Source organism: Shewanella scandinavica, assembly GCF_031932065.1.
In the GTDB taxonomy this organism is placed as follows: Bacteria; Pseudomonadota; Gammaproteobacteria; order Enterobacterales; family Shewanellaceae; genus Shewanella; species Shewanella baltica.
This window is the reverse complement of the sequence record NZ_JAUOES010000003.1, coordinates 80,159-95,389: the sequence shown is the minus strand read 5'-3', so window position 1 is coordinate 95,389 and position 15,231 is coordinate 80,159. Positions and strand designations below refer to the sequence as shown.

The window sequence follows — 15,231 nt, the reverse complement described above, 5'->3', positions numbered from 1 at the left end:
ACAGGATACAGCTAATCATAAATGAGTGGAAATTTCACCTATGGCACAGATTAAGTCGATGAAATTATTCGCTGGTCAGAGCTGGCGACAGTAGAAGCAGTTATCTAGAGCTTCGACCACCAGCAAAATCCCACTTTAGGCCATAATCTTTGTTCATGTGAATTAAAAAGCACTATAAAAATAGAAATTTAACAATATTCAGCTCCGATACAGCAAACAAGGTCTATAGTGTTATGGCACAACATTAGAGCATCCAATTTTGCTCGTGAATACTGGACTCCTCGAGAGTCCATTTTTTTATCCTATTTTTTCCTAACCGCTTCAACATCGCCCATCGCAACATTTAAGTTTCAATTAAAACTTAACAATCATACTTTCCGGCTAATTTTTTAACTTTTACCTTAGCTTTCACCCAGAGTATTTGCAGCCAGAGTAATCTCCCTCAGCCACGTCATCGGCCGTCGGCAACGCCTCGCGCCAGTTCTAGGGTAAAAGATAGTGCGCTGCGCAAAGGTCGACATAAAGGAAGTACGATGAGTTTTAATTCCGGTGATATCCCCCCAAAAAAGGCTCCTGAGCCAAATCCACAACATGGCGATATCAGCACCAGTGGTTGGTTTGTGCGTTTTCTCAATATTGTTGAACGCTTAGGTAATCTTCTTCCCCACCCAATCACCCTTTTCGCACTGTTCTGTGTTGCTGTGGTCATTATTTCAGGCATCGCGGGTTACTTTGGTTTAACCGTTGTCGACCCAAGGCCCGTTGGCTCCCATGGCCGCAGTGCAGACGGGTTAATTCATGTGGTTAGCCTAATGAACGCCGAAGGCTTGCGGATGATAGTGTCGCATTTGGTGACTAACTTTACCGGATTTACACCGCTTGGCACTGTGCTCGTCGCACTTCTTGGCGTCGGGATTGCTGAGCGTTCTGGCTTATTATCCGCCGCCATGCGCGCCCTAGTCATGGGCGCCTCAAAGCGATTGGTTACTGTGACCATAGTCTTTGCCGGCATTATGTCCAACACGGCCGCCGAGCTTGGCTATGTAGTATTGATCCCTATGGCAGCGATGATTTTCCATTCCCTAGGTCGCCATCCTCTGGCGGGTTTGGCTGCAGCTTTTGCAGGGGTTTCAGGAGGCTATAGTGCTAACTTGTTACTGGGTACTGTCGATCCCTTATTATCTGGCATAACCGAAGCAGCTGCGCGCATGATAGATCCTGAGTACAACGTCGGCCCAGAAGTGAACTGGTACTTCATGTTTGTTTCCACCTTTGTGATCACTTTCCTCGGCGCCTTTGTTACCGAGAAAATCGTCGAGCCTAAGTTAGGCAAATACCAAGGTGAAGATGCGGATGAAACCGTACTGCAATCAATGGAGAGCGTTAGTGCGATTGAAAAGCGTGGCTTAAAATGGGCAGGGTTATCTATGTTAGTGCTCGCCGTTATCCTAGCGCTTTCAGTCGTCCCCGAAGGTGCACCGCTGCGTCATCCAGAAACTGGCCTTATCTCAGGTTCGCCCTTCCTCAAGGGTATAGTCGCCTTCATCTTTATTTGTTTTGCCATACCGGGCTTTATTTACGGCAAAGTCGTGGGCAGCATCAAAAATGATAAAGATGTCATCAATGCCATGTCCCACAGCATGAGCACTATGGGCATGTATATCGTCCTCGTCTTCTTCGCCGCGCAGTTTGTCGCCTTCTTCAACTGGAGTAATTTAGGTGCGGTACTCGCAGTGTTAGGGGCCGATGGACTGCAATCCATAGGCTTGACTGGCCCTATTGTGTTCCTGTTCTTTATTATGCTTTGCGGCTTTATCAACTTGATGCTCGGCAGCGCCTCGGCGCAATGGGCCATTACCGCTCCTATTTTTGTGCCTATGCTGATGCTGGTCGGTTATGCGCCCGAAACGATTCAAGCGGCATACCGTATTGGGGACTCAGTGACTAACTTAGTCACGCCTATGATGAGCTACTTCGGTTTGATATTAGCGGTCGCCTGTCGTTACCAGAAAAACCTCGGTATAGGCACGCTGATCGCCACTATGCTGCCGTACACTCTGGTGTTTTTCGTGGGTTGGACAGCGTTCTTCTTCCTGTGGGTATTTGGTTTTGGTCTGCCCGTCGGGCCGGGCGCTGCAACTTACTACACGCCTTAATCGCAATAAAAAGGGCGTCGATGATCAAGTCGACGCCCTTGCTTTATCGGGTTGATCTACTAAAACCCGTAGATTTAGTCGTATAGCCATTCCATTAACAGACTGCAGATCATCAAAAAAAGACCGAGATTAAACACATAGGTTTGCAGTGTGGATTTTTCTGGCGTGTCTTTGGCTTGCGACACGATTTGGCTTACTGGCATAAAAAAGAATTGCGGTGCTAATCCCATTCCCACAAATAACACGCCAGCGCCAACACAACGGGTTAACTCGGGCACTGCAAGCGACTCTAAATAAAACGCATAAACGCCATAGGCCAAAAACGCCAGCGCGATACTATGGCATATCATCCCAACGATAAGTTGCTTAGCGGCAAGATTACCCCACGAAAACACCATGTCACCCCTATACTCAGCTTAACCAGAACTATTGATGCTATTGAGCGCGCAGTTTATCTCGCTTACGATGAATCTGCACCCACGCAAACCAACCAAATAAAATGCCGCTAATGGGATAAATATAGAGTGCCCTTTGCAGTTCCGCCCAGAATGGATCGCCCAAGATAAAATAATGGATTAAGGCGACCACGAGGGACGTCAGCATACCCCAGTAAAGTACGCCAAAGACCAAAATAAAGTACCACTTACCCTTAGCAAGTAGCGCATCTAGTTTTTGCAATTCCAATGCTGCATCATCCATGTTTCGTCCCCTTAACGGCCTAAGCACAATATGCCAGAACTCGCGCACAGTGCCTATCCATCTTTATAACTAACAGCATTAAATCGCAAAATTAAATAACAAAAAGCCCCGCAATTGCAGGGCTTTAGTTTAGAAACGACTGAGCTTATTCAGCTGAGCTTGGCTTCTCTTCCTTACCTTTCTTCTCACGCTTACTGAAGATACGCTCCACTATCACGAAGAATAATGGTACGAAGAAGATACCTAGGAAAGTCGAGCTCATCATACCGCCAAGTACCGCAGTACCGATGGCGTTTTGGCTACCAGAACCCACACCCGAGCTAATGGCTAACGGCACTACACCTAAACCAAAGGCAAGGGACGTCATCAGAATAGGACGCAAACGCACACGTACCGCATGCAAGGTCGCCTCAACTAAGCCTGAGCCTTTCTCGTAGAACTCTTTCGCGAATTCTACAATCAAGATGGCATTCTTGGTTGCCAAGCCCACTGTGGTTAACAGCCCCACTTGGAAGAACACGTCGTTTGGCAAGCCGCGACCGTTCATTGCAACTAAGGCACCGATGATCCCGAGTGGCACCACAAGCACAACAGCAAACGGCACAGACCAGCTCTCATAGAGTGCCGCCAGTACGAGGAACACCACTAAGATCGACAGGGCATACAGCGCAGGCGCTTGGTTACCCGATAGACGCTCTTCGTACGATAAGCCGTTCCACTCAACACCAAAGCCAGGAGGAAGCTGCTTAGCAAGGTCTTCCATAATTTCCATCGCCGCACCGGTACTGAACCCAGGAGCCGTAGCACCCTGAATGTTCATCGACGGTAAGCCGTTAAAGCGCTCTAGACGTGGTGAACCGAATTCCCATGTACCCGTCGCAAAGGCAGAGAATGGCACCATGTCACCCTTGTTGTTACGCACGTACCAAGAGTCTAAGTCTCCTGGCTGCATACGATACTGGGCATCACCTTGCACATACACTTTTTTCACGCGGCCGCGGTCAATAAAGTCATTCACATAAGAACCACCCCAAGCAGTGGCAAGCACACTGTTCACATTAGTGATTTCAATGCCTAACGCGCTTAACTTAGCGTGATCTACATGTAATTGATAAATCGGCGCATCTTCTTGACCGTTAGGACGCACGCCCACCAGATTTGGATTCTGTGCCGCCATGCCCAGCAGTTGGTTACGTGCCGCCACTAACTTCTCGTGACCTTGGCCGTTCTTATCCTGCAAGTACATGTCGAAACCGTTCGCCGTACCCAACTCTATCACCGCAGGCGGTACGAAGGCGAAGACTAAGGCATCTTTCATCTGGCCGAACACACCCATGGCACGACCCGCAATAGACTTAACGTCCATGCCAGGCGCTTCACGCTCAGACCAATCCTTCAAGCCAACGAAAGCGATACCCATGTTTTGCCCTTGACCAGCAAAACTGAAGCCCGCCACGCTAAATACCGATCTCACGCCTTCTTCAGCCATAAAGTGATCAGAAACTTTCTCCAATACTTTTAGGGTGCTTTCTTGGGTTGAGTTAGTCGGCAAAATAGCTTGGGTAAACAAAATACCTTGGTCTTCGTCTGGCAAGAAGGCGGTAGGCATACGGATGAAGATCCAACCCACTGCAATGACCAGCACAACGTAAATCGTCATGACTCTGAAGCTGCGCTTGATGATACCAGCCACGCTCGACTCATAACGATTAGTCAGCTTGTCGAAAGTACGGTTAAACCAACCGAAGAAGCCTGTTTCTATGTGACCATGGCCCTTCTTGACTGGCTTGAGCATAGTCGCACACAGTGCTGGCGTTAAAATCAACGCCACCAGTACAGACAGCGCCATCGCAGAGACGATAGTGATCGAGAACTGACGGTAGATCACACCCGTTGAACCTGACATAAATGCCATAGGTACAAACACAGCAGATAGGGTCAGACCAATACCGACTAAGGCACCGGTAATTTGGTCCATCGACTTACGCGTCGCTTCGAGTGGACTTAAGCCCTCTTCGGACATCACCCGCTCGACGTTTTCCACCACCACAATCGCATCGTCCACCAGCAAACCGATGGCGAGCACCATAGCGAACATGGTTAGGGTGTTAATCGAGAAACCCGCCATTGATAGAATCGCAAAGGTACCCAGCAATACCACAGGTACCGCAATGGTCGGGATCAAGGTTGCACGGAAGTTTTGCAGGAAGAGGTACATGATGACGAACACAAGTACGATCGCTTCAAGCAAGGTATGCACCACACCTTCGATAGATTGCTCAACGAAAGGTGTTGTATCGTATGGATAAACCACTTCTAACCCCTGCGGGAAGAAAGGCTTCATCTCAGCAATTTTTTCACGAACCGCTGATGCGGTATCCAGCGCGTTAGCACCCGTTGCCAGCTTGATCGCTAACCCTGTTGCAGGTTGACCATTATACAGTGACACCACGGCATAACTTTCAGAACCTAACTCAACTCGCGCCACATCACCGAGGAAGACATTTGCACCTGAAATATCCGATTTAAGGATAATCTTGCGAAACTCTTCCGCCGTTTGTAAGCGGCTTTGCGCCGATACAGTCGCGTTCAGCTCTTGGCCAGCCACAGATGGCGCGCCACCTAACTGTCCAGCAGAGACTTGAGCGTTTTGAGAACGAATAGCCGCAATAACATCTAAGCTAGTTAAGTTATATTGAGTCAACTTCAACGGATCTAGCCATATACGCATCGCATATTGGGCACCGAACAGCTGAATTTCACCTACACCAGGAACACGGCTCATAGGATCTTGGATGTTCGCACCAACATAGTCGGCGATATCGCCTTTATCTAACGAACCGTCGGTCGATACGAAGCCTAATACCATTAAGAAGCCTGAACTCGACTTGTTAACGTTAACCCCTTGCGACTGCACTTCTTGCGGTAACAGGGTCATAGCGCCCTGTAACTTGTTCTGAACTTGAACCTGTGCAATATCCGGATCGGCTTCGGCGTTGAAGGTTAAGGTAATAGACGCATTACCAAAACTGTCACTGGTTGAGGAGATATAACGGAGGTTATCAATACCCGTCATACGTTGCTCAATCACCTGAGTCACAGAATCTTCAACAATCTTAGCGGAAGCGCCAGGATAGTTAGCACTGATCACCACGGTCGGTGGTGCAATGTTAGGATATTGAGACACTGGCAGCGAGCGGATCGAGAGGATCCCCGCCAGCATAATAATCAAGGCGATCACCCACGCAAAGATGGGGCGATCAATAAAAAAACGTGCCATAGCTATGCCCTATTGTGCTTGCGTTTCAGAAATAACTTTGGTGGTTACTGGAGCGCCTGGACGAATTTTCTGTAATCCTTCCACAATTAATTTATCGCCCACAGCTAAACCAGAAGTGACTCGCCATTGGTTGTCAATCACTTCAGCGGTCGTCACAATTTTCAATTCGACTAAACCTTGGTCATTTACAACCATAGCCACTGCTTGACCCTTAGAGTTACGCGTGATGGCTTTTTGTGGAACCAAGATAGCCTGTGGATCGGTGCCCGCATTCAACATAGCGCGAACATACATACCAGGTAACAAGATACCTTCAGGGTTCGGGAACTCGGCGCGCAGAATCACAGATCCAGTGTTTTCATCCACACTCACTTCGGCGAACTGCAACTTACCTAGATGGCTGTATTGAGTGCCATCTTCGAGCAACAACTGCACATCAGCATTTTCTGAAGCTTGTAGCTTACCTTGCTGCAACTTAGCCTTAAGACGTAACAACTGCGCACTCGATTGCGCGATATCCACATTGATAGGATCAAGTTGTTGAATCGTCGCCAGCGTTTGGCCTTGGTTCGCTGTCACTAACGCACCTGCAGTCACACTCGATTTACCGATACGACCAGAGATAGGTGCTAATACTTCAGTGTATTGCAGGTTGATTTTAGCTGTGTTAATCGCAGCTTCTGCCACGGTGACATTCGCTAATGCTTCTTTATATGCCGCTTCAGCTTCATCAAATTCTTGCTTACTGATGGCATTGGTTTTCACCAGTTGCTGATAACGTGCAGCCTTAGCTTTTGCTGAGGCTAAACCAGCATTGGCTCTGGCTAAATCGGCATTGGCACTCACTAACGCGGCTTTATAAGTTGCAGAGTCAATTTGATACAAGGATTCACCCTGTTTCACATTGCCACCTTCAACAAAACTACGCTTAGTGATAATACCGCTCACCTGTGGACGAACTTCGGCCTCGAGGAAAGCTTTACTGCGTCCGGGTAATTCCACCTGAATCACTTGTGGCTGGGCAACAACATTAAGGATTCCCACTTCCATACTACGTGGGCCAGCGCCCGCCTGAGCTTTCTCTTCTTGAGGGCTGCAAGCTGCCATCCATAACGCCACGCTTATAACTGAGGCAAGTTTAATTGTCTGCCGCATGAGAACTCCTTCAAATATTAACTGCCCACATACCAGTACACTTATTGCGCTGACACGAGCCGTAATTGTAACTAAAATCAAATCCGTTATTTATCTCATAGCCTATATGAATCAACAAGGAAGATAACGAAACTAAATTGTAAACTAATGAAAATTTTCACTCATTCGGCATTACTATATTCATCGAATTGTTATTCGATTTAAGAATCCCGTTAACTTTGGGCAACATTGTTAGAGGGATATGCCGTAAAACACCCAATAAGCCTACTCCATATTGAATATGTTGCAAATCTGTTCATATTCTAAACTTGCCGTGGGTCAAGGCCCACAGCTCAATGGCGTTAGCTTAACCGCCACTTGTTGCAATAATTTGTACATAGAGACGAAAACGCAGCGCTGTTGTTTTTACTCAGGCCACTCTCAGCATCAAGTCGCTAAAAACGACCTATCAAGACTGACAATACCGAAAGAGAGTAAACAAGGAATTGGCTTCAGACTGCCTACGCGTAAAAACATCATTTAGCGGATTAATGTGCAGTTTGTTACCTCAAACATATGGCCGAAATACGGCGCCAATGGCTTGAGTCAAACCCACAACAATAAAAGTAACCGTCTCAAATCATACTGAGCGGGTTATTTTAGTGGTTAGCCATAGGCGGAGCAAACCCGAAATCCAGTTTAATACCCCATTAAATGAAACTCAGACTCCCACAATTAACACTTCTTTAATGACGAATATTGCTTACAAAGCTAAAAATTCCTCGCTTAAAAACGCATTTGTTCATATTCATTCACATATTTTCGTGATTGGTTCATTCCAAGCATCACGGCTATTCACAAGTTATTTTTACGATAATGGTGCGCTAACAACTCCCAATAATTTGAAATAATTTTGAGATGATGATTATGAAGACTCGCACTAAATTTCTGCTCAGTGGGGCGTTACTTTCCCTTGCTATGACTGCTCAAGCGGCCGATAACAACCAGCTCTTTGGCGGTACGATTAATGCCAATGTTAACTTTGCCTCCGATTATGTGTTCCGCGGTGAATCTGAAACCTTAGACGGCGATATCCCCGTAGTGCAAGGCACCTTAAGCTGGAATCACAATGAAGGTTGGTATGCCGGGGTATTTAGCTCCAACATTAAGTTTGCCGATCCTAATTTAGAGATCGTTACCGCGCCTTTTATCGGCAAAGCCGGTGAATTTGGCGACTCAGGATTTACCTATGATGTGATGCTGTTTTCATACCTCTACCCAGGTGCATCCTATTCAAACTACACAGAACTCTGGCTCAAAGTGGGCAAACAGTTTGGCCGCGCCAATTTGCAATTAGAAGTCACACCCACAGTCGATGACTGGTTTGGTGTCGATGGCTGGCACGGCGTGAACTACGCCTTGCACCCAAGCTACAACTTCGATAATGGCGTAAAAATCTCAGGCTCAGTCGGTTATCAAGACTTGAGCGGTGAAGGTGCCGAAGGTTGGGGACACTGGAACTTAGGTCTAAGCAAAGTATTCTACGGGTTGAATTTTGATGTCCGTTACCACGGCAGTACAGTCGATACCGACCACAAGGTCTATGGCACTCAGACTGAAATTTTCGATGACAGATTTGTCGTGGGCATCAGCAAAAGTTTTTAAGTGTAGTTCGTCGCGTTACCCGCTCATCCGCTGCTTCCCTGCGGCACTCCAGTGGCTTGATAAATAGAGCCTTGACCAGCCCCGCGGCTGGTCTTTTTTATGTTGCACTTACATATGCTAAATCTAAATATCCTAAATTCGATTATCCCCCACGCTACAAGCCAAAATACGGCTGATGTCGGCCAAACAACGCCCTGATTCCTGTTGCCACTGATTAAAAACAGCTTGTACTTGTTTAAGCGCCGTCTGCGACGTAAAACCCGCATCGACTAACTTGTGTGCTTTAAAATAACCTTGCACATCATCGGTTAACAAAAAGGTATCTTTGCCAATGCCGCGCAGAAAATAAGGACCTGTGTTGCCGCCCAGTCGGGTACCGCGTTTCTTTAACAGTGCCCACAAACCGATAATATCCTGCGTCGGCCAAGCCGCGATCAGCTGTGCCAAGCTGCCATGTTCGCGAGCAACATCGTGGATCATTAAGGCGTTGTCATAAATAGCTTGGGTCTTTTTTAGATGGCGGATCAGCGTCGCATCACTCGCCCGCGCTTGAATTTGTTCAGGGGATAACATCAACACTTTATGCGGTTCAAATCCGAAGAATGACTTCTCATATTCAGGCCATTTATTAACAACCACCCGCCATACAAAACCACTTTGAAACACCTGACGGCTCATCGCTGACAATAATTCAGCATCACGATACTGGCGAATTTCATCATCGGACAGGCAACCAGACAACAAGGCTTCGAGTCCCGTAGCCCCACCTTTGCGCTCACTGGCTCTGGCATAAATAGATGAAAAACGCTCTAACTGGCTCATATTATTACCTTTAAAATGATTAAATCCCGACACTTTTGATATGTCGTTAATAATACCGATTTTTATCCTTGATGGATCATTTGGCTTTGCAGCTAAAAATTGTGTTTATCCCTGCATTTTTTAGAAAAACTCTTACAGCAAGCACCTTAATTACGACTAAAGTTAAGGCGTAAAGTCAGTAAAATTCAGGGTTTGGAGTTAGTGCCTATGGAGCTTTTTTATCACCCCTTATCTCGCTATTCACAAAAGGTGCTAATCGCACTTTATGAAAAGCAGGCCAATTTCTACCCCAGAATCATAGATCTGCGCGACCCTTTTTCACGCAAGGAATTTCACCAAACCTATCCGCAGGCGAGAGTTCCCCTGCTCAAAACCCACGATGAGCTGCTTGTTCCCGAATCCAGCATTATTATTGAATACTTAGATAGGCATTTTAATAACAGTACCCAGCTGCTGCCCCAAGAACCGCAACGCAACTTACAGGTGCGTTTGTTCGATCGCATCATAGACAATGATATTAATAACCCATTATTTCAATTAGAAAAGTTGAAGCATACCGAGGACAGTAACGAGTTCGAAATCAAACAATTAGAGAAACAACTACTGGTACAATTTCAACGCTTAGACACGCAACTCACGCAACACCATTGGGTTTGCGGCGACAGTTTTACCTTAGCCGACTGCGCCCTAATCCCTTGTTTAAGTTATAGCTTTCAACACTTAAATCTATTGGATTTGGATGAAATCGTGCGCTATTGGCAACAGGCACAATTGCGCGGCGCTTGGATGTTAGTACAAGAAGAGGTGTTGCTGGCTGAAATGGAGGAAACGGCGGGAATAAGAGGCATACCTTAGCGGGTAAGTCATGCCTCAACAAGATCACATATTGCGTTCTTTCTTCAACTGCAAAAACGCTTTCCACTTCACGACTTCGGGCGGCAACTCGGGTGCAGCATCGGTATAACCCGCCTCTTTCACTAACACATCGAGCGGCACTTGCTTACCTTTACACACGAACACACCGCGCACATGCACGATACAATGCAGGCCACGTTCGCTCACAAAGCGTTGTTCAATATAGAAATATTTCTCATCCCAACCGACGACTTTGGTTTCAATTTCAAAGGTTTTTAGCGGCTTGATATCGCGAATATAGGTAAATTCGGCGGCGTTAACTATCGGCATCCACTTCAACTTTAAGAAACGTTTCAGCAGACCCATCTCGGCCAACATATAAGTCCGCGCTAGATCCATAAACGCGGGATAGCGGGAGTTAGTCAGATGGAAATTGATATCGCAATCGCTCGGTAAAGCACGATACGTGATACGGCTTGTCCCTAGAAAATCGATCTTACGGCAGTGACGCGTGCGCCAAAATAACAACCAAAACAAACGAAAATACAGATTCATAACGAGTCGCCCTTGGAATAAGAGCCACAGGCTAACAGAGGTCATACCACAGGGCAAGCGAGATATAGCTCACAAAAAAGACGCCATAAGGCGTCTTTTTATCGTTTAGCAAAACTAAATGCTCAGAGAAAATCAGCCCGTTATAATGGGCTGATTTATCAAGGCGAACAATTGCTTATCTAGCTTATGCAGCAATGCCTGAATGTCTTAACAGGGCATCGATATTCGGCTCACGTCCCATAAACTGTTTGAACAAGTCCATAGGTTCGGCTGAGCCACCCATTTCGAGGATATTGTGCAGGAAGCGACGACCCGTTTCAGGGTTGAAAATCCCTTCCTCTTCGAAGCGGGAAAACGCATCCGCCGACAGCACTTCTGCCCATTTATAGCTGTAATAACCCGCAGCATAACCGCCCGCAAAAATGTGGGCAAAACCATGTTGGAAACGATTAAAGTCTGGCGGCGTTAATACGGCGACCTGACGACGCACTTCGTCTAAGGTTTCTTGAATGCGCGCGCCTTTAGCGGGGTCGTATTCGTGGTGCATTCTAAAATCGAATAGCGAGAACTCAAGTTGGCGCAGCATCATCATGCCAGATTGGAAGTTTTTCGCCGCCAGCATCTTATCTAACAAGGCTTTAGGTAATGGTTCACCCGTTTCGAAGTGGCCAGATATTTCGGCCAAGGCTTCTTCCTGCCAGCACCAGTTTTCCATAAATTGGCTCGGTAACTCGACCGCATCCCAAGGCACACCATTGATACCTGACACGCCTGCAACATCGATTTTGGTCAGCATGTGGTGGATACCATGGCCAAATTCGTGGAACAGGGTCGTCACTTCATCGTGGGTGAATAGCGCAGGTTTGCCATCGACCGGACCATTAAAGTTACAGGTCAAATAGGCCACTGGCTTTTGCAATCCATCGGCGGTTTGACGGCGCACGCGGCAGTCATCCATCCAAGCACCGCCACGTTTACCTGTGCGGGCATATAAGTCGAGGTAAAAACTGCCTCTGTGTTCGTCAGTTTCGTCGAAAATATCGAAGAAACGCACGTCTTTATGCCAACGATCAAGGTCTTTTTGCTCAACGATTTTAAGGCCGAACAAACGCGATACTGTGTAGAACAAACCCGAGAGCACTTTATCTTCAGGGAAGTAAGGACGCAGGATTTCCTGTGAAATCTCATACTTATGCTGCTGCAACTTCTCGGCATAGAAACTTAAGTCCCAAGAGGCCATTTCGCTCACGCCGTATTCCGTCTCGGCAAAAGCTCTCAGCTCGGCCACTTCTGCCTTAGCTTGATCCTTTGAGCGCAGCGCTAACTCGTTTAAAAATGCCATCACCTGCGCCGGCGTTTCAGCCATTTTCGTCGCTAGGGATTTGTCGGCAAAACTGTCAAAACCGAGTAACAATGCGAGTTCGTGGCGCAAAGCAAGGATTTCGTCCATCAGCGGGCTGTTATCAAACTCGCCAGCATTAGGACCTTGATCCGAGGCGCGAGTAACGAAGGCGCGGTAACACTCTTCGCGAAGACTGCGGTTTTCGCTGTAAGTCATAACAGGTAAATAAGAAGGGAAATCTAAGGTAAATAACCAACCGTCTAACTCACGCGCATCGGCCATCGCCTTAGCGGCGGCTTTGGCAGACTCAGGCAAGCCAGCAAGCTCAGCCTCATCTGTGATCAACTTAGTCCAAGCTTGAGTCGCATCCAGTAATTGATTCGAAAAGCCACTGGTGAGTTCAGAAAGACGTTTGACCATTTCGCCATAACGCACTTTTTGCGCGTCATCTAAGCCAATACCCGATAGTTCAAAATCGCGCAGGCTGTGTTCAATCACCTTCTGCTGGGCTTGGCTTAACTGTGTAAATTCATTCGATGTACGCAGGGCTTTATAGGCTTGATACAAACCTTGGTGTTGACCAACATAGGTGCCGTATTCCGACAATAGCGGCAAACAAGCATCATGAGCAGCGCGCCATTCATCGGTGCTGGTCACTGAATTCATGTGAGAAACGGGCGACCAAATTTGGCTTAGCTCATCGTCAACCTGTTCTAGTGGCGCGACCAAGTTGTCCCAAGTGTAAGGACCTTGATTCTGCAGCACTTCATCAATCTTAGTGCGGCACTGAGCAATGGCATGCTCAACGGCGACTTGAATATGTTCCGGTTTAATCTGTGAAAAAAGCGGTAATTTTGCGCCGCTAAGCAAAGGGTTGCTCATATTGACTCCTCAACAATCTGTATCACTTATAGATAAGGGCTAACGGGCTATTTATCAAGGCGAGAAAACCGATTGCCCCCTTCGAACGCCTTGCTAACGCTATTTCTGCTTAAAAAAAGTGAACTCGTTCGCATTTAGCATTTACGCTTAATGTACCTAAGCATTATTGTCGGCTTGATCGCAAATCGAATCAATTCGCATTAACACTTATCTATGGGAAAGGTATTCTCGCCCTAACAAACGCATTTCTACCTAAATCAGCAAAAATATGGCAACACACTCAGTAAAACTGATGGCGAGCATCCTCTGCACTTTAGGCATCAACGGCCTTAGCTACAACGCATTCGCCAATGAGAGCCTAGAAAGCATAGAGAGCATTTCAAGCGCCGGATTGCCCAGCCAGAATAGCCAAGCCTTAGCTGTAACACTGGATTTAGGTTGGGACAGTCAATACGTCTCACAGGGTCGCAATAATCTGCAAGATGGCGGCATCTATTGGCTGAATACCGCAGTCCAGCAAGACAATATCACCGCCTACGCTTTAGTTGGCCGCGGCGATAGCCAAGCCTACACTGAGTGGAATATCGGCCTCGAATATGGGTTCAATATCGCCGAGAACCTAGAAGCAAATCTGGGATATCAGCGCATTGAAGGCTACAGCAATAGCCGTTGCCAAGATAACGAGCTATTTGCCGAACTCGCCTACAGCGCCACAGCTTGGTTGGTACCATCGGTGAGTTATGTCTATTCCACAGAGGCGACAGGCTACTTTATTGAAGTGAGTTTGCACAGTTATTGGAATATCACAGACCAGTTCAGCCTCACGCCCTATATCACTCAAGGGTTTGATTTTAAATATCGCACAGAAGAACATGATGGTCGCAATAACCTACAGTTTGGCCTAGAAGCCAATTATCAGTTGTCATCCTACATGAGTGTTAGCGGCCACATTAGCCACAGCATTGCCCAAGGTGATATTGAGCAAGAAGCGACGGCGAATGGCGATATGAGTTCGCAAGATGAGACCTATGCCGGCATCCACTTTGCGATAACGTTTTAACTCCATTCTTAGCGCCGTGGTTTTTAGCTCAGTGTTTTGTAGCGCCGTATTACAACCTTCCTCTGTCAATTTATCCCGCTCCATTTGGCAAAATAACGCTCACTAACTACACTCAAAACGTCGACGGAACGACTCACCATTCATATCGATTTTACCGAGGAACAGGGAATGTTAGCCCAGCACTTTTATCTCATCCGCACCGCCGTTATTGCCTTACTTCTGCTTTTTCTCCCAGTCATATACTCGGCTGAAGCACGGCAATTACTTGAACTTGAGCCTGAATCTGAACCGAGTCTAGAGTCCTTATCACAATCGACACAAACCGCGCCTTTGCCCCTAGGCACCTTGCTCGACAGTGAGGGCAAACCGATTAATCTGCCTAACCAAGAGCAAAGCAGCCTCGAGTATTCGGCTCCCACTCTCACGCCGACTGAGTCATCCAAAACCACTAAATCAACTAAAGCCACGCAATCGACCAAAGCCGCTAAGAGTAAAAAACTCAGCCGCAAGCAACAACTTGCCAGCCGTGAACACGTAGCCAATGATCCCAACTGCCGCTGGCTCGATAAACGTATGGATCAGTTAGAAGCGCAACTCGGCGGCAAACAAGATAATGCCGCTACGCATCAAGCCGACGAACTCAGCGCCCGCCAAAAGGAATGGCAATGTTTGAAATGTGGCGCAGAAGGTCCCGCTCAAAACGATCACTCTAATTGCCAATATCGCCGCTAGACGGCGACCCGATGAACAGCTGATGCCCAGTTCGGGTAAGTGTAAAGTT

Annotated in this window: 12 protein-coding genes; 5 read left to right on the top strand and 7 right to left on the bottom strand. The window is 47.2% G+C overall.

The features are described 5' to 3' along the window. Positions 1-533 precede the first annotated feature (533 nt). Entirely contained in the window at positions 534-2,156 is a 1,623-nt protein-coding gene (locus Q4Q50_RS03160) for an AbgT family transporter (protein ID WP_106648966.1), read from the top strand. A gap of 74 nt (positions 2,157-2,230) precedes the next feature. Here Q4Q50_RS03160 and Q4Q50_RS03155 read toward each other — a convergent pair whose 3' ends face one another. The 4 genes from Q4Q50_RS03155 to Q4Q50_RS03140 form a co-directional block, all read right to left on the bottom strand. After that, positions 2,231-2,554: a hypothetical protein gene (locus tag Q4Q50_RS03155; protein ID WP_063882129.1), complete on the bottom strand. Its 324-nt coding sequence runs from the start codon at positions 2,552-2,554 to the stop codon at positions 2,231-2,233. 37 nt (positions 2,555-2,591) lie between these two features. Further along, entirely contained in the window at positions 2,592-2,855 is a 264-nt protein-coding gene (locus tag Q4Q50_RS03150; protein WP_063882126.1) for a hypothetical protein, read from the bottom strand. Positions 2,856-3,000: 145 nt separating this feature from the next. Next, positions 3,001-6,135 carry an efflux RND transporter permease subunit gene (locus tag Q4Q50_RS03145; protein ID WP_311898331.1) on the bottom strand — a complete coding sequence of 1,045 codons (3,135 nt, stop codon included), beginning with the start codon at positions 6,133-6,135 and terminating at the stop codon, positions 3,001-3,003. Between the two features lie 9 nt (positions 6,136-6,144). Then, positions 6,145-7,290 carry an efflux RND transporter periplasmic adaptor subunit gene (locus Q4Q50_RS03140; protein ID WP_311898329.1) on the bottom strand — a complete coding sequence of 382 codons (1,146 nt, stop codon included), beginning with the start codon at positions 7,288-7,290 and terminating at the stop codon, positions 6,145-6,147. Positions 7,291-8,187: 897 nt separating this feature from the next. Between Q4Q50_RS03140 and Q4Q50_RS03135 the strand changes: the two genes are divergently transcribed. Further along, on the top strand, positions 8,188-8,934 hold the full coding sequence (locus Q4Q50_RS03135) for a TorF family putative porin (RefSeq protein WP_311898327.1): 747 nt from the start codon (positions 8,188-8,190) through the stop codon (positions 8,932-8,934). Between the two features lie 132 nt (positions 8,935-9,066). Here the strand turns inward: Q4Q50_RS03135 and Q4Q50_RS03130 are convergent, their stop codons facing one another. Beyond that, complete coding sequence (locus Q4Q50_RS03130) at positions 9,067-9,756, bottom strand: DNA-3-methyladenine glycosylase I (RefSeq protein ID WP_012588905.1); 690 nt, start codon at positions 9,754-9,756, stop codon at positions 9,067-9,069. 207 nt (positions 9,757-9,963) lie between these two features. Between Q4Q50_RS03130 and Q4Q50_RS03125 the strand changes: the two genes are divergently transcribed. Then, a complete protein-coding gene (locus Q4Q50_RS03125; protein ID WP_006079447.1) occupies positions 9,964-10,611 on the top strand; it encodes a glutathione S-transferase family protein in 648 nt (215 codons plus the stop codon). Between the two features lie 24 nt (positions 10,612-10,635). Here the strand turns inward: Q4Q50_RS03125 and Q4Q50_RS03120 are convergent, their stop codons facing one another. Continuing rightward, positions 10,636-11,166 (bottom strand): thioesterase family protein, encoded by a 531-nt coding sequence (locus Q4Q50_RS03120; RefSeq protein ID WP_006079446.1) that lies wholly within the window; start codon positions 11,164-11,166, stop codon positions 10,636-10,638. Positions 11,167-11,350: 184 nt separating this feature from the next. After that, positions 11,351-13,390, bottom strand: coding sequence for an oligopeptidase A (gene prlC, locus Q4Q50_RS03115; protein WP_311898325.1), 2,040 nt, complete (start codon positions 13,388-13,390; stop codon positions 11,351-11,353). A gap of 268 nt (positions 13,391-13,658) precedes the next feature. On the opposite strand from prlC, the gene Q4Q50_RS03110 reads away from it, so the two are divergent. Both Q4Q50_RS03110 and Q4Q50_RS03105 read left to right on the top strand, forming a co-directional pair. Next, entirely contained in the window at positions 13,659-14,450 is a 792-nt protein-coding gene (locus Q4Q50_RS03110; RefSeq protein ID WP_311898324.1) for a hypothetical protein, read from the top strand. 168 nt (positions 14,451-14,618) lie between these two features. Continuing rightward, positions 14,619-15,182 carry a hypothetical protein gene (locus tag Q4Q50_RS03105; protein ID WP_311898323.1) on the top strand — a complete coding sequence of 188 codons (564 nt, stop codon included), beginning with the start codon at positions 14,619-14,621 and terminating at the stop codon, positions 15,180-15,182. Positions 15,183-15,231 lie beyond the last annotated feature (49 nt).

What these genes read in the sequence shown, in the direction of transcription:
- Q4Q50_RS03120 (WP_006079446.1), bottom strand. Translation starts at nt 11,166, where the DNA reads ATGAATCTGTATTTTCGTTTGTTTTGGTTGTTATTTTGGCGCACGCGT.
- Q4Q50_RS03155 (WP_063882129.1), bottom strand. Translation starts at nt 2,554, where the DNA reads ATGGTGTTTTCGTGGGGTAATCTTGCCGCTAAGCAACTTATCGTTGGG.
- Q4Q50_RS03145 (WP_311898331.1), bottom strand. Translation starts at nt 6,135, where the DNA reads ATGGCACGTTTTTTTATTGATCGCCCCATCTTTGCGTGGGTGATCGCC.
- Q4Q50_RS03110 (WP_311898324.1), top strand. Translation starts at nt 13,659, where the DNA reads ATGGCAACACACTCAGTAAAACTGATGGCGAGCATCCTCTGCACTTTA.
- Q4Q50_RS03135 (WP_311898327.1), top strand. Translation starts at nt 8,188, where the DNA reads ATGATGATTATGAAGACTCGCACTAAATTTCTGCTCAGTGGGGCGTTA.
- Q4Q50_RS03125 (WP_006079447.1), top strand. Translation starts at nt 9,964, where the DNA reads ATGGAGCTTTTTTATCACCCCTTATCTCGCTATTCACAAAAGGTGCTA.
- Q4Q50_RS03160 (WP_106648966.1), top strand. Translation starts at nt 534, where the DNA reads ATGAGTTTTAATTCCGGTGATATCCCCCCAAAAAAGGCTCCTGAGCCA.
- Q4Q50_RS03105 (WP_311898323.1), top strand. Translation starts at nt 14,619, where the DNA reads ATGTTAGCCCAGCACTTTTATCTCATCCGCACCGCCGTTATTGCCTTA.
- Q4Q50_RS03150 (WP_063882126.1), bottom strand. Translation starts at nt 2,855, where the DNA reads ATGGATGATGCAGCATTGGAATTGCAAAAACTAGATGCGCTACTTGCT.
- Q4Q50_RS03130 (WP_012588905.1), bottom strand. Translation starts at nt 9,756, where the DNA reads ATGAGCCAGTTAGAGCGTTTTTCATCTATTTATGCCAGAGCCAGTGAG.
- prlC (WP_311898325.1), bottom strand. Translation starts at nt 13,390, where the DNA reads ATGAGCAACCCTTTGCTTAGCGGCGCAAAATTACCGCTTTTTTCACAG.
- Q4Q50_RS03140 (WP_311898329.1), bottom strand. Translation starts at nt 7,290, where the DNA reads ATGCGGCAGACAATTAAACTTGCCTCAGTTATAAGCGTGGCGTTATGG.